Source organism: Psychrobacillus soli, assembly GCF_006861775.1.
In the GTDB taxonomy this organism is placed as follows: Bacteria; Bacillota; Bacilli; order Bacillales_A; family Planococcaceae; genus Psychrobacillus; species Psychrobacillus soli.
Map to the genome: position 1 here is coordinate 1 of NZ_VDGG01000047.1, position 22,429 is coordinate 22,429.

A 22,429-nucleotide genomic window follows, 5' to 3' on the forward strand; every position below is an offset into this window, starting at 1 on the left:
TAAAGCTTTGATAACAGTAGACGCAAAATTAGCAAGAAATTCCCATGGATTTTCGCTGCAGGCGGCGACTCCAGTGGGATCAAGTGAGCAAAATGAGACTTCACAACGACGCCTAAGCGGCGGTGAACGCTCATCGCTCACCCCACGGAAAGCGTCCGCCCAGCAGCGAAAATCCTAGCGGTCACTTCCTTACCGCGCATTATCCCTATACTGTACACTATCCCCATTCTGCACTTTCCCTCATAATCCTACTTCTTGTAAATCAATAGGTATGGTACCCTTTATATATAAAATTACAAAGGGGAATGGATATGGCATATACAATTGAAAAAAGAGACGAAATCATTATCTTTGAAATAAATAGACCTGCAATCCATAATGCGATTAACGGGGAAGTCGTAGAAGGATTTCAGCGACTAGTACAGAACGTGAAAACAGATAATTCAATTAAACTAGCAGTTATTACAGGAGCGGGTGAAAAAACATTTTGTTCAGGTGGAGATCTTTCTGTATTTCATATGTTGAAAACAGAAAAGGAAGCATATGCAATGTTAAGTGAAACTGCGCAAGTTTTGTATGAAGTAGCTTCATTAGATATTCCAACGATTGCTTTGCTAAATGGGACTGCTGTAGGTGGAGGTTGTGAAATCGCTACATTATGTGATTTTCGTTTAGTGAAGAAAGAAGCGAAATGTGGGTTTATTCAGGGGAAATTAGGAATCATTTCTGGTTGGGGTGGAGGGGCCTACTTATTTGAAAAAGGTATGAGACACGACCATGCGTTACAAATGCTAACGGAAGCGGTGCCTTATACTTCTGACTATCTTCATTCTATTGGTTGGGCAACAGAAGTTTACGAAGGAGATAAATATAGTGCTTTAGCTAAGTTTAGCGAGAAAATGATTGTCCCACATGCATCTGTTTTAAAAGCATACAAGAAACAGGTTATCCAAAAATGGGAAAATACCCAATTATATGAACGAATTATGAAAGAAGTATCAACATGTTCGATTCTTTGGGAGCAAGATGCACACCACGAGGCCGTCGATGCTTTTTTAAAAAGATAACCATTTTTAGAGTCTATTTGTACCCACTTTGCATATATTAGTAAAAAAGCAAAGGGTGATAAACATGAATGTTAAAATTAGAAAAGATAGTTGGAGTGCGGAAGAAGACAATCTTTTAAAAGAAATAGTTTTAAAGAAAATAGAGCAAGGCCTTACGCAAATTTCTGGATTTGAAGAAGCAAGCATTTTGTTAGGTCGCTCCAAACAAGCTTGTGCATTCAGATGGAATAAAAACCTGCGCCCTCAAATATTTAAAAAAGAATATCCGTCAAAAGAACATGTAGTGAGAGAAGTGGCAGACTCTTCTACTTTACAAAACCATTTACAGTTAGCGATGGAGAGTTATGATGAGATGAAACAATCGTATGATGAAATCTCTAGTGCGTATAATTTATTAAAAAAAGATTACGAACAATTATTAAATTGGGCAAAACAAGGAATTACCCATTTAGAACGACAATAATCGAGAAGTCTCTTCCATTAGAGGCTTTTTTTGTCCCTTAGGAAATGATAAAAATCTAGACAGGTGGATAACTTCATGCAAGAACTTCTACGTCCAGACTCCATCGCAACCTCATCGCAAACTGGTGAGTTGCCTCCGCTCGATTCTTCGCCTACGGAAAGTGAGTGAGAAGTATCAGAAAGTATGCTATAGGCATTTTAAGATAGAGAAAGTCATTGTCTTTGCAAAAAATAGAAAATTAGCAATAAAGAACACACAAAAAGTATTTTCTTCTGCTAAAATAGAAAGTGTGAAAACAAATATTCCACTTTTCAATGAATTCTTACAAACAATAAGATTTAGAAACGGAATATACGCAACGTTCTTTTAAGGGGAATGGTTGAAACATCAAAGGGAGGAAATATCAAAATGAAAAATTTAGCATCAACAATGGCAGGAACCGTATTTACAGTAAACGTAGCAGTTGGAGAGGAAGTTACTGCTGGACAAGTAGTACTAGTACTAGAGTCAATGAAAATGGAAATTCCTATAGAAGCAGAATCAGCTGGTAAAGTAGCAGCTATCAATGCAAATGAAGGCGATTTCGTTAACGAAGGCGACGTCCTAGTTACGTTTGAATAAGGTTTCTCTATGGTTTTAGTATTTAAACAGCGCTTACGCTAGTCTAATAAGGTAAAAAAGCATTAACTTTTTTCTCAATATCTATCTAGCTCTAGCGCCTTGCTCCTAGGGGCAGATATATGCGCTTGCGCTTTTCTAACTAAGGGGGTAATACAAAGTGGGAGAAGTAAAAGGGTATAATGAAAGACTAGAAGAAAAATTAACATCTATTTACGCGGGTGGTCACGAAAAATATCACGAAAAAATGAAACAACAAAATAAATTATTTGTACGAGATCGCCTAAAATTACTTTTCGATAACGGTGAATATACAGAAGATGGTCGATTCGCGAATGTAGAAGCAGGTGACTTACCTGCAGATGGAGTTGTCACGGCGACTGGTAAAGTAAATGGACAAACAGTTTGTGTCATGGCAAATGATTCTACTGTAAAAGCGGGTTCATGGGGATCTCGCACGGTTGAAAAAATTATCCGTATACAAGAAATAGCAGAAAAAAATAGAGTGCCATTATTATATTTAGTAGATTCCGCGGGTGCTCGTATTACCGATCAACTAGACATGTTTCCAAACCGTCGAGGAGCCGGTAGAATATTCCACAACCAAGTAAGACTTTCCGGATTCATCCCGCAAATTTGCTTGTTGTTTGGCCCATCAGCAGCAGGTGGTGCATATATTCCGGCATTTTGTGATATCGTCTTTATGGTAGAAGGAAATGCATCAATGTATTTAGGGTCGCCTCGTATGGCGGAAAAAGTAATTGGTGAAAAAGTAACTCTGGAAGAAATGGGCGGTGCACGAATGCACTGTACAGTTAGTGGTGTTGGGGATGTACTCGTCACTTCCGAAGAAGAAGCTATTTCAGAAGCAAAACGATATTTAAGTTTCTTCCCAGCTAACTATACGAAAAAGCCTGAAAAAGTAGAAGCAAAAGCGGTTAAAGAAGGAAGATCGTTAGAAGCGATTATTCCAGAAAACCAAAATGCGCCATTTGATATGTATGAAGCAATTGATGCGATAATAGACGAAGGCACATTCTTCGATGTTAAAAAACTATTTGCTCCAGAACTTATTACAGGGTTTGCTCGTATTGAAGGTCAAGCGGTAGGGATTATTGCGAACCAGCCAAAAGCAAAAGGTGGGGTACTTTTTGTAGATTCGGCGGATAAAGCGGCGAAATTTATTTCTCTTTGTGATGCTTTTTCGATACCATTAGTATTTTTAGCGGATGTTCCTGGATTTATGATCGGAACGAAAGTGGAGCGAGCTGGAATTATTAGACACGGTGCTAAACTAATCGCAGCGATGAGTTCTGCCACTGTACCAAAAATTTCGGTCATTGTCCGTAAAGCTTACGGGGCAGGGTTATACGCCATGGCTGGTCCGGCATTTGAACCAGACGTATGTATTGCACTTCCTACTGCTCAAATTGCGGTAATGGGGCCAGAAGCAGCTGTAAATGCTGTTTACTCCAATAAAATTGAAGCAATTGAAGATCCAAAAGAACGGTTAAAGTTTGTACAAGAAAAGCATGCGGAATATAAAGAGGAAATTGATATTTACAAGTTAGCTTCTGAAATGATAATAGACGAAATCGTTGCACCAAGTGATTTACGGAGTGAGCTTTCAGATCGTCTTCGTTATTATGAAGATAAAGAAATTGCACCTGCACCTCGAAAACACCCAGTGCTTCCTGTATAATATCTATAAAAAGGTCTGCCATTCCGGTAGACCTTTTTATAACCTGAGGTGATCGTTATGAATATTGGAATTATTGGTGCCGGATCCATTGGAATGTTATTTGGTGCTTATTTAGCGGAGGCAAAACATAGCGTTACATTTTTAGTGCGAAATCCTAATACGCCGAATAAATTTTACATAGAAAAAAGTAAAGCAGCGCAGCATTTGATCCCTTGTAATCTCGTATATAGCATGGATAAACTAGACGAAATGGATCTAATCATACTAGCGGTGAAATATCACCATTTAGAATCGTTAAAAGACGAATTAGATGCTTTGCCAAAAGATATTCCTCTATTATTTTTACAAAATGGGTTACTCCATCTCGCTTTTGCTAATACATTAAAACACGAAACTATTATGATTGGATCCGTATTACATGGTGCAACGAAAAAAGATGCTCAAACGGTTCAACATCTAGGGGTCGGAGTTACAACGATTGGTATGTGGAGAGGTAAATGGACGAGAATAGGGGAGTTATTACCTAATACTAACGAACATTTTCCGGTGGAATTCTCCACTCAGATAGAAGATGTATTATTTAAAAAAGCAATGTTAAATAGTTTGATCAATCCTTTGACGACTATTGCACGAGTTCCAAATGGGGAGCTTGTACAAAATGTAGCCTATAAATCTATTGTTAAAAATATATACGACGAGTTGATAGAAGTGTTCGAAGAGTGGAAAGATCGATTTTCGTGGGACGAAGTGGTCACGCTCTGTACGAATACGCGTTATAATCACTCTTCCATGTTAAAAGACTATGAAAATGGTCGCTTGATGGAACTCGATACAATAGTTGGAGCGATTATAGAAGAAGCGAGTAAAAGAAATAAAAAGTTACCGATATTGAATACATTCTATTTGCTGCTGAATGAAAAGAATAAAGTAGGTGAACGACATCATTAATAGCATTGTTTCCTTTTTGATATTATTTCCTATCGTACTATTTATCATGACGTTCATCGTCTCTAAATATTTTTTGCATAAACGAAAAAAGTCCATCGGTATTGCGGCCGATATAACGACATTTCTATTGTTTTTCTCGGTTTCTCATGTTTTCTCGGTTGTTTTCGAAAAGAGCATTGGGTTCCTGTTAATCATTTGTTCTTTAATTTTAGCTTTGATTATGACATTTTTTGATTGGCGTACAAAAAATGAAATTGAAATTCGACCGCTACTTCGAAAAATTTGGAGGTTGTTATTCGTATTACTTTGTATATTTTATGCGTTCATCTGGATATTCGGAGTTATCCGATATGCATTAAACTATATAAGCTAATAATTTTCCACGCATTCTCCTATAGTGATATACTCATACAAGTATTTGTCTTAATTCAGTAGTTTGTTGGGGTTTACGTTGGATTAGGATAAAACCGATGGCGATTGCCCTTTTTGTAGCAGCATAGGAAATACGCCAAGGTGAAATTGATAATTAGAGGTGGAAAAATCGTGCGATTAGAGCAACACACACAACCATTCGCGCCCCTTTTTTATAAGAAATATTTGGAGGATACATCTAGTTTATCTTCTTTTTTTCATTATGAATGGAATCAAAAGGCGCTTAATAAACGACTTCAAGAAACTGATTTTAGCAAAACTAAAAGAACGGAACTTGTAAACGTATTAACGAATTATATGAGTAAGTTTGGACTTTCAGAAACAAGCAACAAGCATTTAGAAGAATTAAAAGATAATGGAGTAGTCGTAATTGGAGGACAGCAGGCTGGTATTTTAACAGGTCCAATGTATTCTATCCACAAGGCGATATCTGTTATTGCATTAGCGAAGCAACAAAGAGAGCAACTTGGAGTGCCTGTCATTCCTGTTTTTTGGATTGCTGGAGAAGATCATGATATTGACGAGATTAACCATGTTTACATAGAGCGAAGTAGAAAACTTCAAAAGCTTGTATATCCTGAAAAATCAAAAATAAAGAAAATAGCTTCCGATTCCATATTTGATAAACAAATAATGGATAATTATTTGACTGAAATTTTTCAAAGTTTACCGGAAACGCTGTATACAAAAGAGCTTTTTACTAAAGTAATGAATCACCTAGAAAATAATTTTACTTACACAGACTTCTTTGCGGCGCTTATGAATGATTTCTTTCAAGAAGAAGGTCTACTCTTAATAGATGCGGCTTATGAACCGTTTAGAAAGTTAGAAAGTGAATATTTTCAACTTTTTGTAGAGAACGCTTCAGATTTGGCGGAAGTTGTATTTGAGAAAGAACGAGAGTTTGAAAAAGCAGGTTTTGGAACACCAATCCAAACTAAGGAATCAGCAGCCCATTTATTTTATGTGGAAGCCGGAGAAAGATTTTTATTAGAAAGAAAAGATGGAATGTTCATCCACGAAGCAAAAGGGCTTTCCTTTACGAAAGATGAATTAATGAGTATTGCAGAAAAGCATCCTGAAAAGTTAAGTAATAACGTTGTAACAAGACCGATTATGCAAGAGATGGTATTTCCAGTATTAAGTTTTATCGGTGGACCAGGTGAAATCGCTTATTGGGGAACATTGAAGACAGCATTTGAACTATTTCGAATGAAGATGCCTGTCATTATGCCTAGATTAAGTGTTACTGTTGTTAATACCAAAACACAGACATTACTCGAAAAGTTTTCGTTTACGATAGAAGACGTATGGAATGGAATAGTGGAAGATACAAAACTTCAGTACATTAACAAACATCGTAATGAGCGAATTCCGCAATTGATTGAAACGATGAAACAAGACCTCGCTGCTAACTATGCAAAATTAGAGGAACTTTTAATAGATGATAATCTACTACTGAGTCCATTAGTACAGAAAAATTTACGATATCATGAAAGTCAATTAACATTTATAGAGCATGCAATAGATGATACGTTTCTAGGTAAGTTAGACGCTTCTATTCATCGTTATGATCGAATTTTGATGGAGCTAACGCCTAACGGAGGTTTACAAGAGAGGATCTATTCCCCACTTCAGTTATTAAATGAGGTTGGTACGGATTTTATAAAGGAACTTTTAGAAATTCCTTACGAGTTTAATGGTAACCACCATGTAGTGTATATATAAGAAACGCTAGTCCCCACAGTATATGTGGGGGCTTTTTTATGCTGAAAAATAATGCTTTTTAGCGTTTTTAGTATGTCAATAAGTACTATTTACGCATTTTGAAAAATTAAAGGCTTATTTTTAAAAAAATGGGTGGAGGAAAGTGGGGGGATGTGGTATGTTAATGACATAAAGTGGGGTGAGTAGCATGTTCATGGGCGAATATCAACATAACGTTGATGCGAAAGGACGGTTAATAATACCTTCCAAATTTCGTGAACACTTAGAAGACTGTTTTGTTTTAACACGTGGTCTTGATAATTGTTTATTTGGTTATCCTATGGATGAATGGCGAAAACTCGAAGAAAAATTGAAAGAACTTCCCGTCACGAAAAAAGATGCTCGGGCATTTACCCGGTTCTTCTTTTCAGGTGCAACAGAAGTTGAAATTGATAAAACGGGACGTATTAATATTCCAAGTAATCTTCGCAGTTATGCAAAGATGGACAAAGAATGTATCGTGCTAGGTGTTTCTAACCGTCTGGAAATTTGGGCGAAAGATGCGTGGGAAAATTACTTTGAAGAATCCGAGGATTCCTTCAATGATATTGCAGAAAATATGATCGGCTTTGATATCTAAAGACTAGGAACATAAGGAGGAGAAAGGCTTGTTTCATCACACAACAGTATTATTAAAGGAAACGGTAGATGGACTTGCCGTTCGACCAGATGGTATTTACGTAGACTGTACATTAGGTGGTGCAGGTCATAGTGAATACTTAGTGAAACAATTAAATGAGCAAGGGAAGTTAATCTGTTTCGATCAAGATATGACCGCGATTGAAAATGCAAAAGTAAAGCTTGCACCTTATTTAGAACAAGTAACTTTTATACATGCAAATTTTCGTCATTTGAAAGAAGAGCTTGCTAAAATCGGGATTGAAAAAGTAGATGGCATTTTATATGACCTAGGAGTTTCATCTCCTCAGCTGGATACCCCAGAACGTGGGTTTAGCTATAACTATGATGCCCCTCTCGATATGCGGATGGATCAAACGAGTGAGCTAACCGCTTATCACGTGGTCAATGATTGGGCATATGAAAAATTAGTGAAAATCTTTTTCCGTTATGGGGAAGAGAAATTTTCTAAACAAATTGCAAGGAAAATTGAACAAGCAAGAGAAATAGCTCCGATCGAAACGACATTCCAATTAGTAGAATTAATAAAAGCTGGTATTCCTGCTGCTGCAAGAAGAACTGGTGGACACCCTGCTAAAAGAATTTTTCAAGCAATCCGTATAGCGGTAAATGATGAGCTTGGAGCGGCTGAAGACTCTTTAGAAGAGGCGATTCAACTTATTAAAGTCGGTGGGAGAGTGAGTGTTATTACATTCCATTCTCTAGAGGATAGACTTACAAAAACAATTTTTAAAGAAGCTTCCTCGTTACCTGAATTACCTCCAAACTTGCCAGTTATTCCGGCTGGTATGGAACCCATGTTAAAACTAATAACTAGAAAACCAATATTGCCTTCAGATGAAGAGCTGGAAGTGAATAATCGATCTCGTTCAGCTAAGCTACGAATTGTGGAAAAACTAATTGAAAAAGGAAGTGTTTAAATGGCTTTGCGTAATCAACAGTCAGAAACATACATAAGTCGTCCTTCTTTCCCAGAGCAACCACAAATACAGAAGCCGGCAAAAAATAATAAAAAGTTTTTATCAAAAGGCGAGAAAATATTACTGATTTGTCTACTGTCCGTTGTAACTATACTCTCTATAATGATTATCCAAACGCAAACCGCTGTTCGTTCTACAACTACGGACATTTCTCAAATTGAAAAACAAATCGATACTACTTCAAAAGAAAATACAGATTTGTCCATACAAGTAAGCGAATTATCTACCTATGATCGCATTTGGAAAAAGGCGGAAGAGCTCGGTTTGAAACTGAATGAGCAAAACGTGAAGGTAGTACCAGGACAATGAATAAGAAATTTCGTTTTCAATGGGGAGCCTTTCTAATGTTTTTATTTTATGGAGGGCTCTTTTTTATATTGTTAGGTAGATTTGTTTTCATTCAAGTTACCGGTGTTGCAGAAGGACAAGTGTTATCAGCAAGAGCAGAGTCAAAGTATAATAGAGAACAAGTTTTACAAGCGAGTAGAGGGAAAATTGTCGATCGGAACGGGGAAGTTATTGTTCAAGACACCCTAAGTTATAAGATGATTGCCGTTATAAGTCCGAAAGCTACAGAAAATATTAAACTACCTCGACATGTCATAGATACAAAAGAAACGGCGCAAGTATTATCGCAATATATTGATATGACGGAACAGGAGATAGTAGATTTACTAAACAAAAATATAGAAAAAGAAAGATATCAAGTGGAGTTCGGTAAAGCAGGTAGAGATATTAGTCATAAAGAAATGAATGAAATAAAAGCACATAAATTACCTGGAATTATTTTCGTGCAAGATTTGAAGAGACTTTATCCAAACGGGCAATTTGCTTCGCATTTAATAGGATTTGCATTAAAAGAAGAGAAGGAGGATGGGGAAGCAGAAACCGTAGGAAAAATGGGGCTCGAATATATATATGATAAACAGTTAACGGGAACCCCTGGGAAAGTTGAATTTAAAAGTGATACAAAAGGATTTTTACTGCCAAATGCAGAAAAAATGGTGACGGAACCACAAGATGGTCAAGATATTTATTTAACCATCGATAAAACGATTCAAAACTTTTTAGAAGATGCCCTTAACAATGCGGAAGAAAAATTTAATCCCGAGAAAATGACCGCCATTGTAGCGAATGCAAAAACAGGAGAAATTCTTGCAATGTCACAAAGACCTACGTTTGAGCCGAATACTCGAGAAGGACTGTCGACAAATTGGCTAAATGAGGCGACCGAACAAACGATTGAACCTGGCTCAACGATGAAAATCTTCACTTTAGCTGCAGCAATTGAAGAAGGTGTATGGGATCCAAACGCATATTATAAATCTGGTTCTTATACATTATTTGGTGATACCATTCGAGATCATAATGTATATGGGTGGGGGCAGATTACGTATTTAGAAGGTTTTCAACGATCGTCTAACGTATCCATGGCGTATTTGCTGAATCGAATGGGCGATGAAACATTCATTGACTATATTCATCGATTCGGCTTCGGAGAAAAAACGGGCATTGATCTTCCGAATGAAGCTACGGGAACTGTTCTTGATACTTATCCATTAAACAGAGTAACGACGACATACGGACAAGGTACGACAGTAACTCCAATTCAAATGGTTCAAGGGATGACTGCAATAGCGAACAAAGGGAAAATGATGCAACCGTATGTCATTGATAAAATTGTAGACCCTAATACCGGTGAAGTGCTAAGCAATCATAAGCAGACAGAAAAGGAATCACCAATTTCAGCTGAGACAGCTGACAAAGTGAAGGAAATTTTAGCTAGTACGGTAACATCTGAATTTGGTACCGCAAAACGTTTTAAGTTAGATGAATATACAACCGCTGGTAAGACCGGCACAGCACAGATTGCGAAACCAGGTGGAGGGTATTACTGGGGGCGAGAACTATTTTTGTATTCCTTCCTAGGAATGGCACCTGTAGAAGACCCGCAACTAATCGTGTATGTCACTGTTCACAAACCACGACTCGAGTTAACGGAATCCGGAACACAACCGGTTGCGGACATATTTAACGCAGTAACAGAAAAAAGTTTAAAATATTTAAATGTTCAACCTGAAAATCTAGAAATTGCTACTCCAATTGAAATGCCAAACGTAGTAGGTAAAAATATGATCGAGAGTCAAAGTATGCTAGAGTCACAAGGATTGAAAACTGTTATTATTGGGCAGTCAGAAAATGTATTAGAGCAATATCCGGCTGTTGGTACTTCCATTATTCCAAGGGGTACTGTTTTCATTAAAGGAGAAGGCGAAATTCAATTGCCAAATTTTTCAGGTTGGTCTAAACGGAATTTAATGGTATATAAATCATTAGCGAATCTTCCAATTGAAATTATTGGTGAAGGTTTTGTCACGGAGCAAAGTTTGACAGCGGGTTCCATTGTATCGACTGATACACCTATAGTTGTCAAATTAGCGACTCCCGAAGAAACAAGCAATGTTGCTCCTATTGAAGAGGAATTAGTGGAAGAACTGCCACAGGATTAGTAGAGTTATAGAAGAGGTATAGAATAGTTATTGCCATTTTCTCATACGTTATCTAAAACGAATAAAAAGGGGAAAATGGCATTTCTAAAATAAAACAAATGATCCGTCTACGAATGATTTGGTTGATAACGATTATTCTATTTGTGTTAGTTGGATCTAAATTAGTACAGCTACAATTTTTTCAATTTGATGAATTGACGACGAAAGCAAAAGAGAGTTGGGATCGAGAACTTCCTTATTCGTCGCTCCGAGGGAATATTTTGGATAGGAATGGAGATGTGATTGTCGGAAATAAGCTGGCTCCAACGTTATTTTACATGCCATCTCAAAATGATGATCCCGAACAAGTAGTAGACCAAATAGCACCTCTCATAGAAATGGAAAAAGAAAAGCTATTTGAACAAATAAATAAAAGAGCCTCTATCGTAAAAATTGCACCAGCAGGAAAAAATATTTCTACTGAACTAGCGATGGAAATACAAGATAAAAATATTAAAGGGTTATATTCAGGCGTCGACTACATAAGAGACTATCCACATGGGGAGATGCTTTCTAGATTATTGGGATTTACTGGTTATGATACACAAGGACTTGCGGGTATTGAATATCAATATGATGCTGTATTAAAAGGAAAAGAATCGGCCATTCGAATGTATACCGATGCAAAAGGTATTCCTTTACCGCATGTAGATGACGGGTGGAAAAGTGGAGTCAAAGGAAATCATGTGCAACTAACCATTGACATGAAAATTCAACAAGTAGTAGAAAGAGAACTTTCTCAAGCGATGAAACAGTATGATGCGACGCAAGCTATTGGCATCGCAATGAACCCTAATACAGGAGAAATACTTGCACTCGCTTCTGCTCCAAATTTTGATCCTGCTAATTACCAAGATGTTGACTCTACTATTTATAATCGTAATTTACCTGTTTGGATGACATTTGAACCTGGCTCGACATTTAAAATAATTACACTCAGTGCTGCACTAGAAGAGAATGTAGTGGATTTAGAAAATGATCATTTTTTTGATCCTGGGTACGTAATTGTAGAAGGTGCTAGACTCCGTTGTTGGAAAAGACAAGGACATGGAGATGAAACTTTCCTAGAAGTCGTTCAAGACTCCTGTAACCCCGGTTTTGTCGAGCTAGGTAGAAGAGTAGGTCCTGAAAAGCTTCAAGAGTATATTCGAAACTTTGGCTTTGGAAAATCGACAGAATCAGGCATGGCAGGAGAATCTACGGGTATTCTATTTAGTAAAGATCGTTATGGTCCTGTTGAACATGCGACTACATCATTTGGTCAAGGTATTTCTGTCACACCAATTCAACAAGTGCAGGCTGTTTCTGCAGCGATAAATGGTGGTTATTTATATAAACCGTATATTGTTAAAAATGTCCTGGACGGGGAAACGGATGAAATTTTATCGAGTACAGAACCTGAGATGAAAAACCAAGTAATCAGTGAAGAAACTTCTGCCAAAGTCCGAGATGCGCTAGAGCATGTTGTAGCGTTAGGCTCGGGACGGTATGCATATAGAGATGGTTTGCGGATTGGTGGAAAAACAGGAACTGCCCAAAAGGTAAAAGACGGTAGATATGCAGAAGGAGAATATATCGTATCTTTTATCGGTTTTGCTCCAGCGGATAATCCGGAAATTATTGTATACGTTGCAATTGATAATCCCAAAAATTCTACGGTATTTGGGTCTACTATTGCGGCACCGATTGTTGGGCAAATCATCGAGGACTCATTGGAAATTACCGGCGGTGGTAAACAATTAGAAAAAGAATACAGATGGGGAGACGTCGAACAAGTTCGCGTTCCAAATCTAGTAGGAGTAAAGAAAAAAGAAGTAACGTCTTATATGTATCCATTTTCAATAGTTTGGCATGGTGATGGGGAAGAAATACTTACTCAGTTACCAAAAGAAGATAGTCTCATACCTATTGATGGAACCATTCATGTATATACGAAGTAACTATTTATAAAAAATAAATAACTATGGAACATTCAGCGATAGTTGATGGCAATTAAGGAGATTTACTCATGACATTATCTGCAACGATTATAACAATTTTTGTTAGTTTTCTATTATCGGTTATTCTCGCACCAATCGTTATTCCCTATTTAAGGAAGATGAAATTTGGTCAAAGTATTAGAGAAGAAGGACCGGAGTCACACCAAAAAAAAGCAGGAACGCCAACAATGGGGGGACTTATATTTATCACTTCCATTATTGTTTCCACGATTGGTCTTTCGTTTTACTTCGATAAGTTAACGACGCAATCGATCGTTTTGCTCATCATTTTAGTTGGGTTCGGGGCTATTGGATTTTTGGATGACTTTATTAAAGTCGTACTGAAGCGAAATCTTGGGTTAACATCGATTCAGAAATTGATTGGCCAAATTATCATATCCATTATTGCCTATTTCTTATTAAAATTAGGTCCATTTGATACATCATTAGCAATACCATTTACGAATATCGATTTCTCACTAGGACAATTTTATGTAGCATTTCTTATTTTCTGGTTAGTTGGATTTTCTAATGCAGTGAATTTATCCGATGGGTTAGACGGTTTAGTATCTGGAACAGCGGCAGTAGCTTTTGTAACATTTGCAGTACTTGCGCTTACATTTGAACAAACAGATATAGCTATTTTTGCTTTTAGTGTAGCTGGAGCACTTTTAGGATTTCTTTTATTCAATAAAAATCCAGCAAAAGTATTTATGGGGGATACGGGTTCGCTTGCATTAGGTGGCTCGCTTGCTATGGTATCTATTTTAGTTAAGCAAGAACTAATGCTTGTCATCGTTGGTATTATTTTTGTAGTAGAGACATTGTCCGTTATTTTACAAGTAATTAGTTTTAAGACGACTGGAAAACGTATTTTTAAAATGAGTCCGATTCACCATCATTTCGAACTTTCTGGTTGGAACGAGCGTAAAATTGTGACTGTATTTTGGGCAGTTGGTTTTGTTGCTGCAATGTTTGTTGTATTGATGGAGGTTTTGTAAAGTGAAAAAGTTACCAATTGTCTACCATAAAAAAATATTAGTATTAGGTTTGGCGAAAAGTGGTACGGCCGCGGCCGAAATTTTGCATGATTTAGGTGCTTTTGTCACTGTTAATGATGCAAAACCTTTCGATCAAAATGAAAATGCCCAGTACCTACTTTCTAAAGGGCTAACGGTTATATGCGGAAGCCATCCTGAGGATCTTTTAGACGAGGGATTCAGTCTTATAGTAAAGAACCCTGGTATTCCTTATACTAATTCCGTTATCGCTGAGGCGAAAAAAAGAGGCATCCCTGTTTGGACAGAAGTGGAGCTCGCTTATCGAATAAGTGATGCACCAATGATTGGTATTACAGGGTCAAATGGGAAAACAACAACGACTACACTCATTTTTGAAATGCTTAAACAGGGACAAAAACATCCATTGATCGCTGGGAATATTGGAACGGTAGCTAGTAGTGTGGCAAAAGAAGCTGTGGGCGACAATACGATTGTCACGGAGCTATCATCGTTCCAACTAATGGGTACAGAACAATTGAAACCGAAAATCGCCATTTTGATGAATTTGTACGAAGCGCATTTAGATTATCATGCCGATTTCCAAGAATATACGGATGCCAAATTTAATATAACGAAAAACCAAGATGCATCTGATTGGTTTATATATAACGGGGAACAACAGCTTGTTATGGATTATGCAGAAAAAAGTAAGGGGATTAAAGTCCCGTTTTATGTGAGCAAGAAGACGAATGATGGCATAAGCGCGGACGATCAGTTTGTCTATTGGAATGGCGAGAAGATATTTGAACGATCTTCCATCGCGCTCCGCGGAAAACATAATTTAGAAAATGTGTTAGCAGCAACTGCGGCAGCCCTTTTAATGGATTGTTCGTTAGCAGATATTACGGCTGTTCTAACAACCTTTCACGGTGTAAAGCATCGTACGCAATTTATACGAGAGTGGAAAAATAGAAAGTTTTACAATGATTCGAAAGCAACGAATGCACTTGCAACAAAAAGCGCATTAGAAGGCTTTTCAGAACCTGTTATTTTGCTCGCTGGTGGTGTGGATAGAGGTCATTCATTTGATGAATTAATCCCTTATTTACATCGTGTTAAAGCGCTAATTCACTACGGGGAAACAGCTGAACGTTTACAAAAATTTGGAGAGGAACAATCCATTCCGACAGTTACCGGCGTGAATAATTTGGTAGAGGCTATTGAAGAAGCGGTAAAAGTGTCAGATGTAGGGGATGTCGTATTATTGTCACCTGCTTGCGCAAGTTGGGATCAATACGCGAGCTTCGAATTGCGTGGGGATGAATTTATCGAAAAAGTTATCGCTTTAAAAGAGTAACGAAAGGATGAAATAATCGGAAGATAAAAGTAAAGTATTATTCGTTTCCTCCGTCCTATTTTTATCAATTATTGGAATTTTATTTGTGCACTCTGCCGGTTCTTACTGGAGTGAGGTACATTATAAAGGACAAATGCCATTTGCTATTAAACAGGCAACTTATTTAATTATAGGTATTGCAGTAGCTTTTTTTATCCGAAATAAAAGTATCATTCGCATTCCTACATTTTGGCAATTTTTATATATAATTTCTATCGTATTATTAATAGGGGTATTAATCCCGGGAATAGGTGTAGTTCGAAATGGTTCACAAAGTTGGATACCGTTAGGTTTTATGAATTTCCAGCCTGCTGAACTAGCTAAAATTTCTGTTTTAGGCGTATTGGCAAGCGCTCTTGCTAATGAAAAGAAATCGAAAAAAGCAGTGTATTTTCAAAGTGCCATTTTGCTGTTATTGCCGATTAGTTTAATCATGCTTCAACCTGATTTTGGGTCTGCGTTTGTGTTAGTAGTAGCGGTATTCTTTTTATTGTTCGCTGCAGGATTGTCTATCAAGTTTTTTGTAGCTATTGGCGCTGTCGGAATTATTGGCTTTGTGGCATTAATCGTCTCTGCACCATATAGACTTGTTCGAATTCAAGCATTTCTAGACCCATGGAAGGATCCTTTAGGTTCGGGGTTCCAGGCGATTCAATCGTTATTAGCAATAGGACCAGCAGGTTTGTTTGGCTTTGGGTACGGTAATAGTAGACAAAAGTTTTTATACTTACCCGAACCTCAAAATGATTTTATCTTTTCCATTTTGTTAGAAGAGACAGGTTTTATCGGTGGGTTAATCATCATTCTCGCTTTTCTCACTTTTTTTACGACAAGCTTTATGATGGCTGCCAAAGCCAATACAAGAGAAGCACAGTTAATGATTATTGCATTTACTTCGTTATTAACTGTTCAAACGTTTTTGAATATGGGGGTCGTGACAGGGTTGCTTCCTGTAACGGGTGTTACTTTGCCGTTTATTAGCTACGGTGGGTCGTCGCTTGTCATGACTTGGATTATTATTGGGATTATATTCAATTTAGCGAATACATCTTTAAACGAAGGGAGGCGGTAGAATGGAAAAAATCATTGATATTGAAGATCGTATACCTACCTTAAAAGAACGTAGAAGACGCAGAACAAACAAAAAGTTTTCCATTCTACTTTTTCTCTTTGTCACGACTCTGTTAATCGTTCTCTATTTTCAATCTGCTTATAGTCAAGTACAGACAATTGAGTTAGAAGGTGCATTGCTCGTTCCAAAAGAAAAGTACATCGAACAGAGTACATTAAAATTGGGCGATTCGATGTGGGGTTTTAAAGAAAAGAACATTGAAAAAACATTAGAACAAAATGAGTGGGTAAAATTTGCGCATGTAAAACGTAACTGGTTGACGGGAGTACATATACAAGTCGAGGAATACAAACAAATTGGGTACGAGGAAAATGAAGGAACACTTCGCATCATTTTAGAAAATGGCAAAGTGATTGAGACAGACGGACAAGTCTTACCACTGGAAGGACCAATCTTTTCTGGCTTCAATGAAGGAAAAGTTCGTCTAAGATTAATAAAGGAATTAGCGGACTTACCTTCAGAAGTACTGTTAACTATTTCGCAAATAATTTATACCCCAACAGAAAATGACGCGTATTCGATACAAGTATTTATGAATGATGGCAATGAAATAAAAGCGATTATCCCGTCTTTTGCTGAAAAGATGAATTATTATCCATCTATAGTATCGCAGTTAGATCCAGACATAAAAGGAATTATCGACCTAGAGGTTGGCTCATTTTTTCAACCATATGTTCAATTATCTAACGAAGAAATAGAGGAGGCGATGGAGCTTGAAGAAGAGCAACAAACTCCTTAAAATTCCTTCTCGAGGTCGAATACTTATCTCCTTAGTAAGCTTAGTTTTAGGTTTCATACTTGCCTATTCCTACAGTATAGCTGTGGAAAATGAATCGGAAAGAAATACTACTAGCGAAAGTTTTTTGGAACAGACCAGATATAGAGAAGAATTAATCGAACAAAAAGAAAGAAATAAGGAACTAACGGAAGAAATAAATGAAAAACAGCAAGCTATTCGCGATTTGGAACAATCTTTTGCAGGTAGTGAAAAAAGTGTAGAAGCTTTAGTCGAAGAAGCGGAAAAGTTAAGGTTATTGATGGGGGGTATTCCGTCACAAGGAAAGGGAATAGTCGTTTCTTTAGAAGATGGTGCATATAACCCGTCCCAAGAAAATCCGAATGATTATATTGTCCATGAGAGCCATGTTTTTAAAGTGGTGAATGAATTGAAAATTTCAGGTGCAGAAGCGATTTCCATTAATGGACAAAGACTTCGAGCGAATTCGTTCATCCGGTGTACTGGTCCAGTTATTACGATAGATGGGAAGACATTCCCCGCTCCATTTACAATTGAAGCAGTAGGTGATCCTGCAGTTCTCCTAGCTTCAGTTCAGCTAGGTGGCGGCGTTTTAGACCAGCTAACAAGTGATAATATCGTCGTGACGGTTGAAGAAAAAGGGAAAATAACGATGCCTGCATTGCGGGATGAAATAAGCTAACAAAATAAAGGAGGCCGAATAATGAAAAAAGCCGTCTATATTCGGTTTACGATCATTTTGTTAATAGTTGGTTTTATGTTAGCTGTTCAATATAATACTGTTCAAAATCCAGAAACGAGAGACACGAGAGACGTTTGGGCCATTCGTCAAGAACTAGCTAGAGAAACGGAATTACATTCAGAATTATTATCAGAAGTACGTATGCTAGAGCAAACAATTGGTAAATACGAAAATATGAGGAATGAAAGTCCAGAAATGGCATTAAACGATACAGTAAACCAATTGAAAAAAGATATTGGACTAGAAGAGTTTAATGGGCCAGGACTGTTGATCACTGTCGAACCCTCTTTAGAAAGTATTGCCATAGGACAACCTATCGAAGGAATATCACCCGATTTACTTATACGATTGGTCAATGAAATTAATCGGTTTAAAGCAAAAGTAGTAGACATAGACGGAAAACGTATTATTTATTCATCGGCAATAAGGGATGTCAATGGGAAAACAACAGTGAATAATTTTGCCATACGAAATGCCCCTTTTACGATAAAAATAGGTACATCCTCGTTTGAAGATGCTAAAAAAATGTATAATCAATTAGAGGCATCGGCGATTGGAGATGACTTTTACATTGATAATCTGAGGTTAGAAATCGGTGACCCTGTAGACAATCTTACCATTTCTGGTTATGACCAATCAGTAAACAATCAATTTTTACTAGAGATTCCAGGAGGAGAGTAACGTATGTGGTTGCCATTATTAGGTTTAATACTCGGGATTTCACTTGGTCTTTTAACAGATATACAAATTCCAGACATATACGAAAGCTATTTATCCATTGCCGTACTAGCTGCTCTAGATACTCTTTTTGGGGGAATTAGAGCACAATTACAGCATGTGTATGACGATAAGGTATTTGTCACTGGATTCTTCTTCAATATCGGACTAGCTGCAGCGCTTGCGTTTTTAGGAGTTCATCTTGGAGTAGATTTGTATTTAGCTGCTATTTTTGCATTTGGTGTTCGTTTGTTCCAAAATATAGCGGTAATACGTCGTATTTTATTGACAAAATGGTCGGAAAGAAAAAATGCATGAGCAATATGTATGAAAAATTAGAATATTTAACTGTATGTATTATAAAGTTTTAGACTTTATGCGGTTTTTACACTAGAATAATAGTTAAAGAGTAAATAGGAGGTGCCACGGGTTGAATCAATCAGAATTGTACGTATCACTAGATATCGGGTCGTCTTCCATCAAAGTATTGATAGGAGAAATGAATGACGACTCGCTGCATGTAATAGGTGTAGGTAATGTAAAATCAAATGGTATCCGAAAGGGCACCATTGTTGATATAGACGCGACTGTTCAGTCTATAAAAAAAGCAGTAAGTGAAGCAGAAAGAATGATCGGAATGTCTATCCATGAAATTGTTCTAGGAATTCCGGCAAATTTAGCAAATATACAAAATGTTAAAGGTGTAGTAGCTGTTAATAGAGAAGATAGAGAAATAACAGATGGTGATTTAGAACGTGTCATTGAATCTGCACAAGTAATGTCCATTCCTCCAGAGAGAGAATTGATCAATATTGCACCAAAGCAATTTATCGTGGATCATCTAGAAGAAATAAAAGACCCTCGTGGCATGATCGGTACTCGACTTGAGCTGGACGGTATTATGATGACTACATCGAAAACAATTTTACATAATGTGTTACGGTGTGTGGAAAGAGCTGGACTGCAAATTAGAGAGATTTATTTGCAACCACTAGCAGGTGGTCATTTTGCGTTAACAGAAGATGAAAAAAACCATGGTACTGCCTATATTGACATTGGTGGTGGTTCTACTACTATTGCCATTTTCAATGAAGGACATTTAATCAATACATCTGTTATCCCAGTAGGTGGAGATCATATTACAAAAGATCTTTCAATCGTATTGAAAACACCGACGGAACAAGCTGAAATGATTAAGTTGAAATATGGACATGCTTTTTACGACGATGCTTCTGATGATGAATTGTTTGAAGTTCCAGTAATTGGAGCAGATATGAAGGAGCAATATTCTCAGCGGTATATTGCAGAGATAATTGGTGTTCGTCTAGAAGAATTATTTGAATTGGTATTAGAAGAGTTTTATAAAATGGGTCTACAAGACCTACCTGGTGGTGTAGTAATTACTGGGGGCGTTTCTAAATTGGATGGAATAGGTCAATTAGCGAGACATATTCTACAAACAAGAGTGAGATTGTATACACCAGATTATATTGGGGTACGCGAACCACAATATACGACTGCTGTTGGTCTTATAAGATATGCCTATAAAGAAGATCTTTTCTATGGTAAAATTGGTAATAGCCAAGCATTAGCACAAATAGCTAGTAGTGAAGCAGTTTCAAGTCCTAAAAAACAAAAACAAACTGTGCAAAATTCGACAAATGAAAACAAAGAAAGCGCAATGTCAAAAGCTAAGAAGTTTTTCGACAAATTTTTTGAATAAAACCTTTATCATAGCTGAGAGAATATAGGAGGCAATAGCATGTTAGAATTTGAAACAAGTGAAGATCAATTAGCCGTTATTAAAGTTATTGGAGTAGGTGGCGGCGGTAACAATGCAGTAAATCGAATGATTGAACATGGAGTTCAAGGTGTAGATTTTATCGCTGTTAATACAGATGCACAAGCTTTAAAAATGTCAGAAGCCGAAGTAAAACTACAAATAGGTGGTAAATTAACTCGTGGATTAGGAGCAGGTGCAAATCCAGAAGTCGGTAAAAAGGCAGCGGAAGAAAGTAAAGAACTAATTGAAGAAGCTTTAAAGGGTGCAGACATGGTATTCGTTACAGCTGGAATGGGTGGAGGAACTGGAACTGGTGCTGCCCCTGTAATCGCTCAAATTGCCCGTGATTTAGGTGCACTAACAGTCGGTGTTGTAACACGTCCATTTACGTTTGAAGGTCGTAAACGCTCTACCCAAGCTGTAGGCGGTATCGGTATGATGAAAGAATCGGTAGATACGTTAATTGTTATCCCAAATGATCGCTTGTTGGAAATCGTAGACAAAAATACGCCGATGTTAGAAGCATTTAGGGAAGCAGATAATGTATTGCGCCAAGGGGTTCAAGGTATTTCCGATTTAATCGCTGTACCTGGACTTATCAACTTGGACTTTGCTGACGTTAAAACGATTATGTCCGATAAAGGTGCAGCTCTTATGGGTATTGGTATATCCTCAGGCGAGAATCGTGCAGCAGAAGCAGCGAAAAAAGCAATTTCCAGTCCACTTCTTGAAACGTCTATAGATGGCGCAACTGGAGTGCTGATGAATATTACTGGTGGGTCTAACTTAAGTTTGTTCGAAGTACAAGAAGCTGCTGATATTGTAGCTTCGGCTTCGGATGAAGAAGTAAACATGATCTTCGGTTCGGTTATTAACGACAATTTGAAAGATGAAATTGTAGTGACGGTAATTGCAACTGGCTTCAATGAAGAACTGATTATGCAAAAACAGCCGAGATCTTCAGGCTTTGGAGGAAGTAGAACACAACCAGCTGCTTCAACTACTCCAATCCGTGAACAGCGTAAAGAAGAAATACAACAACCGTTACAACATGAACGCCAAGAACGTCAAGTGTCTAACCATCCACAAGAAGATGCACTAGACATCCCAACATTCTTAAGAAATCGCCAACGTCGATAATTAATAATTCTAGATGAAGCTATCTCCCAATTCGAACAATATCGAATGGGAGATAGCTTTTTTGTCTAGGAGTTTCGTAGAGCATGCGATTATATATGGGGCGTAATATAGGGATATTGCGTCGTAGAAGACCTATTAGGTGACCGCTAGGATTTTCGCTGCAGTCGTACGCTTTCCACCGGGTAAGCGATGAGCCTTCACCGCCTAAGCGGCGGTGAANCATAATGAGACTTCTCAGGCGGACGCCTGAGAAGTCTCATTATGCTCACTTATCCGGTAGGAGTCGACGCCTGCAGTGAAAATCATTAGAAACCGCTTACTTATTTAGTATCGTCTCGATTAAAACAATTATCTTTTCATGGAGTGTATCCAGTAAATGGATTAAAGCAACCGAATAGACATTGAAAACAACCAGTTCTATTCTGAAAGCAACTAGATCAAGTATGAGAGCAACTAAATTACCAGCGAAAGCAATTAATTCTTACAAAAGCAAGTTTACTTGGAGTGAGATGGCTATAGTGTATACGTATTATAGGAATAATGCGTCATAAAATGTCCGTCGAATTTGCTAGCTAGTACTTGCCATACCGGTTTGTCGCGTTCGTAGAATCTATTGT

Annotated in this window: 21 protein-coding genes and 1 pseudogene; all 22 read left to right on the forward strand. The window is 37.5% G+C overall.

From position 1 onward, the window contains the following. The first annotated feature begins 311 nt into the window (after positions 1-311). A complete protein-coding gene (locus FG383_RS17005) occupies positions 312-1,067 on the forward strand; it encodes an enoyl-CoA hydratase/isomerase family protein (protein WP_142608594.1) in 756 nt (251 codons plus the stop codon). A gap of 64 nt (positions 1,068-1,131) precedes the next feature. Beyond that, entirely contained in the window at positions 1,132-1,530 is a 399-nt protein-coding gene (locus FG383_RS17010) for a transcriptional regulator (protein ID WP_142608595.1), read from the forward strand. Positions 1,531-1,690: 160 nt separating this feature from the next. After that, positions 1,691-1,900, forward strand: a complete 210-nt coding sequence (locus FG383_RS21665) for a hypothetical protein (protein WP_185907989.1) — start codon at positions 1,691-1,693, stop codon at positions 1,898-1,900. Between the two features lie 38 nt (positions 1,901-1,938). After that, a complete protein-coding gene (locus tag FG383_RS17020) occupies positions 1,939-2,151 on the forward strand; it encodes an acetyl-CoA carboxylase biotin carboxyl carrier protein subunit (protein ID WP_142608596.1) in 213 nt (70 codons plus the stop codon). A 157-nt stretch (positions 2,152-2,308) separates the two neighbouring features. Then, positions 2,309-3,850: an acyl-CoA carboxylase subunit beta gene (locus tag FG383_RS17025; protein ID WP_142608597.1), complete on the forward strand. Its 1,542-nt coding sequence runs from the start codon at positions 2,309-2,311 to the stop codon at positions 3,848-3,850. A 57-nt stretch (positions 3,851-3,907) separates the two neighbouring features. After that, complete coding sequence (locus FG383_RS17030) at positions 3,908-4,798, forward strand: ketopantoate reductase family protein (protein ID WP_142608598.1); 891 nt, start codon at positions 3,908-3,910, stop codon at positions 4,796-4,798. Beyond that, complete coding sequence (locus FG383_RS21670; protein WP_142608599.1) at positions 4,782-5,171, forward strand: DUF3397 domain-containing protein; 390 nt, start codon at positions 4,782-4,784, stop codon at positions 5,169-5,171. The genes FG383_RS17030 and FG383_RS21670 overlap by 17 nt, the downstream gene beginning before the upstream one ends. A 170-nt stretch (positions 5,172-5,341) precedes the next feature. Further along, a complete protein-coding gene (bshC, locus tag FG383_RS17040; protein ID WP_185907990.1) occupies positions 5,342-6,958 on the forward strand; it encodes a bacillithiol biosynthesis cysteine-adding enzyme BshC in 1,617 nt (538 codons plus the stop codon). Positions 6,959-7,145: 187 nt separating this feature from the next. Further along, a complete protein-coding gene (mraZ, locus tag FG383_RS17045; RefSeq protein WP_142608601.1) occupies positions 7,146-7,577 on the forward strand; it encodes a division/cell wall cluster transcriptional repressor MraZ in 432 nt (143 codons plus the stop codon). Between the two features lie 28 nt (positions 7,578-7,605). Beyond that, positions 7,606-8,556, forward strand: coding sequence for a 16S rRNA (cytosine(1402)-N(4))-methyltransferase RsmH (gene rsmH, locus FG383_RS17050; protein ID WP_142608602.1), 951 nt, complete (start codon positions 7,606-7,608; stop codon positions 8,554-8,556). Continuing rightward, the gene (gene ftsL / locus FG383_RS17055) at positions 8,557-8,925 is read left to right on the forward strand and encodes a cell division protein FtsL (protein WP_142608603.1); all 369 of its coding nucleotides are present in this window, start codon (positions 8,557-8,559) and stop codon (positions 8,923-8,925) included. A 35-nt stretch (positions 8,926-8,960) separates the two neighbouring features. Further along, the gene (locus FG383_RS17060) at positions 8,961-11,126 is read left to right on the forward strand and encodes a penicillin-binding protein (protein WP_142608604.1); all 2,166 of its coding nucleotides are present in this window, start codon (positions 8,961-8,963) and stop codon (positions 11,124-11,126) included. A gap of 113 nt (positions 11,127-11,239) precedes the next feature. Continuing rightward, positions 11,240-13,105, forward strand: a complete 1,866-nt coding sequence (locus tag FG383_RS17065; protein WP_246097042.1) for a penicillin-binding transpeptidase domain-containing protein — start codon at positions 11,240-11,242, stop codon at positions 13,103-13,105. Positions 13,106-13,173: 68 nt separating this feature from the next. Continuing rightward, positions 13,174-14,145, forward strand: a complete 972-nt coding sequence (mraY, locus tag FG383_RS17070) for a phospho-N-acetylmuramoyl-pentapeptide-transferase (protein WP_142608606.1) — start codon at positions 13,174-13,176, stop codon at positions 14,143-14,145. A 1-nt stretch (position 14,146) separates the two neighbouring features. After that, the gene (murD, locus tag FG383_RS17075; RefSeq protein WP_142608607.1) at positions 14,147-15,502 is read left to right on the forward strand and encodes a UDP-N-acetylmuramoyl-L-alanine--D-glutamate ligase; all 1,356 of its coding nucleotides are present in this window, start codon (positions 14,147-14,149) and stop codon (positions 15,500-15,502) included. A gap of 49 nt (positions 15,503-15,551) precedes the next feature. After that, positions 15,552-16,613: pseudogene (ftsW, locus tag FG383_RS17080) on the forward strand (putative lipid II flippase FtsW); the annotation flags it as partial. 1 nt (position 16,614) lies between these two features. Then, complete coding sequence (locus tag FG383_RS17085) at positions 16,615-17,412, forward strand: cell division protein FtsQ/DivIB (protein ID WP_142608609.1); 798 nt, start codon at positions 16,615-16,617, stop codon at positions 17,410-17,412. Beyond that, positions 17,387-18,112, forward strand: a complete 726-nt coding sequence (locus FG383_RS17090) for a DUF881 domain-containing protein (protein ID WP_142608610.1) — start codon at positions 17,387-17,389, stop codon at positions 18,110-18,112. The genes FG383_RS17085 and FG383_RS17090 overlap by 26 nt, the downstream gene beginning before the upstream one ends. Before the next feature lie 21 nt (positions 18,113-18,133). Beyond that, a complete protein-coding gene (locus FG383_RS17095) occupies positions 18,134-18,853 on the forward strand; it encodes a DUF881 domain-containing protein (RefSeq protein WP_142608611.1) in 720 nt (239 codons plus the stop codon). Positions 18,854-18,856: 3 nt separating this feature from the next. Continuing rightward, positions 18,857-19,207 (forward strand): small basic family protein, encoded by a 351-nt coding sequence (locus FG383_RS17100; RefSeq protein WP_142608612.1) that lies wholly within the window; start codon positions 18,857-18,859, stop codon positions 19,205-19,207. Positions 19,208-19,319: 112 nt separating this feature from the next. Beyond that, the gene (ftsA, locus tag FG383_RS17105) at positions 19,320-20,612 is read left to right on the forward strand and encodes a cell division protein FtsA (protein ID WP_142608613.1); all 1,293 of its coding nucleotides are present in this window, start codon (positions 19,320-19,322) and stop codon (positions 20,610-20,612) included. 39 nt (positions 20,613-20,651) lie between these two features. Further along, positions 20,652-21,812 carry a cell division protein FtsZ gene (gene ftsZ, locus FG383_RS17110; RefSeq protein ID WP_142608614.1) on the forward strand — a complete coding sequence of 387 codons (1,161 nt, stop codon included), beginning with the start codon at positions 20,652-20,654 and terminating at the stop codon, positions 21,810-21,812. The last annotated feature ends 617 nt before the right edge of the window (positions 21,813-22,429 follow it).

Excerpts from the sequence above, each read along its gene's own strand:
- mraY (WP_142608606.1), top strand. The coding sequence starts at position 13,174 with ATGACATTATCTGCAACGATTATAACAATTTTTGTTAGTTTTCTATTA.
- ftsZ (WP_142608614.1), top strand. The coding sequence starts at position 20,652 with ATGTTAGAATTTGAAACAAGTGAAGATCAATTAGCCGTTATTAAAGTT.
- FG383_RS17100 (WP_142608612.1), top strand. The coding sequence starts at position 18,857 with ATGTGGTTGCCATTATTAGGTTTAATACTCGGGATTTCACTTGGTCTT.
- ftsL (WP_142608603.1), top strand. The coding sequence starts at position 8,557 with ATGGCTTTGCGTAATCAACAGTCAGAAACATACATAAGTCGTCCTTCT.
- FG383_RS17020 (WP_142608596.1), top strand. The coding sequence starts at position 1,939 with ATGAAAAATTTAGCATCAACAATGGCAGGAACCGTATTTACAGTAAAC.
- FG383_RS17030 (WP_142608598.1), top strand. The coding sequence starts at position 3,908 with ATGAATATTGGAATTATTGGTGCCGGATCCATTGGAATGTTATTTGGT.
- FG383_RS17010 (WP_142608595.1), top strand. The coding sequence starts at position 1,132 with ATGAATGTTAAAATTAGAAAAGATAGTTGGAGTGCGGAAGAAGACAAT.
- FG383_RS17060 (WP_142608604.1), top strand. The coding sequence starts at position 8,961 with ATGTTTTTATTTTATGGAGGGCTCTTTTTTATATTGTTAGGTAGATTT.
- FG383_RS17095 (WP_142608611.1), top strand. The coding sequence starts at position 18,134 with ATGAAAAAAGCCGTCTATATTCGGTTTACGATCATTTTGTTAATAGTT.
- mraZ (WP_142608601.1), top strand. The coding sequence starts at position 7,146 with ATGTTCATGGGCGAATATCAACATAACGTTGATGCGAAAGGACGGTTA.
- FG383_RS17065 (WP_246097042.1), top strand. The coding sequence starts at position 11,240 with ATGATTTGGTTGATAACGATTATTCTATTTGTGTTAGTTGGATCTAAA.
- FG383_RS17085 (WP_142608609.1), top strand. The coding sequence starts at position 16,615 with ATGGAAAAAATCATTGATATTGAAGATCGTATACCTACCTTAAAAGAA.
- FG383_RS17005 (WP_142608594.1), top strand. The coding sequence starts at position 312 with ATGGCATATACAATTGAAAAAAGAGACGAAATCATTATCTTTGAAATA.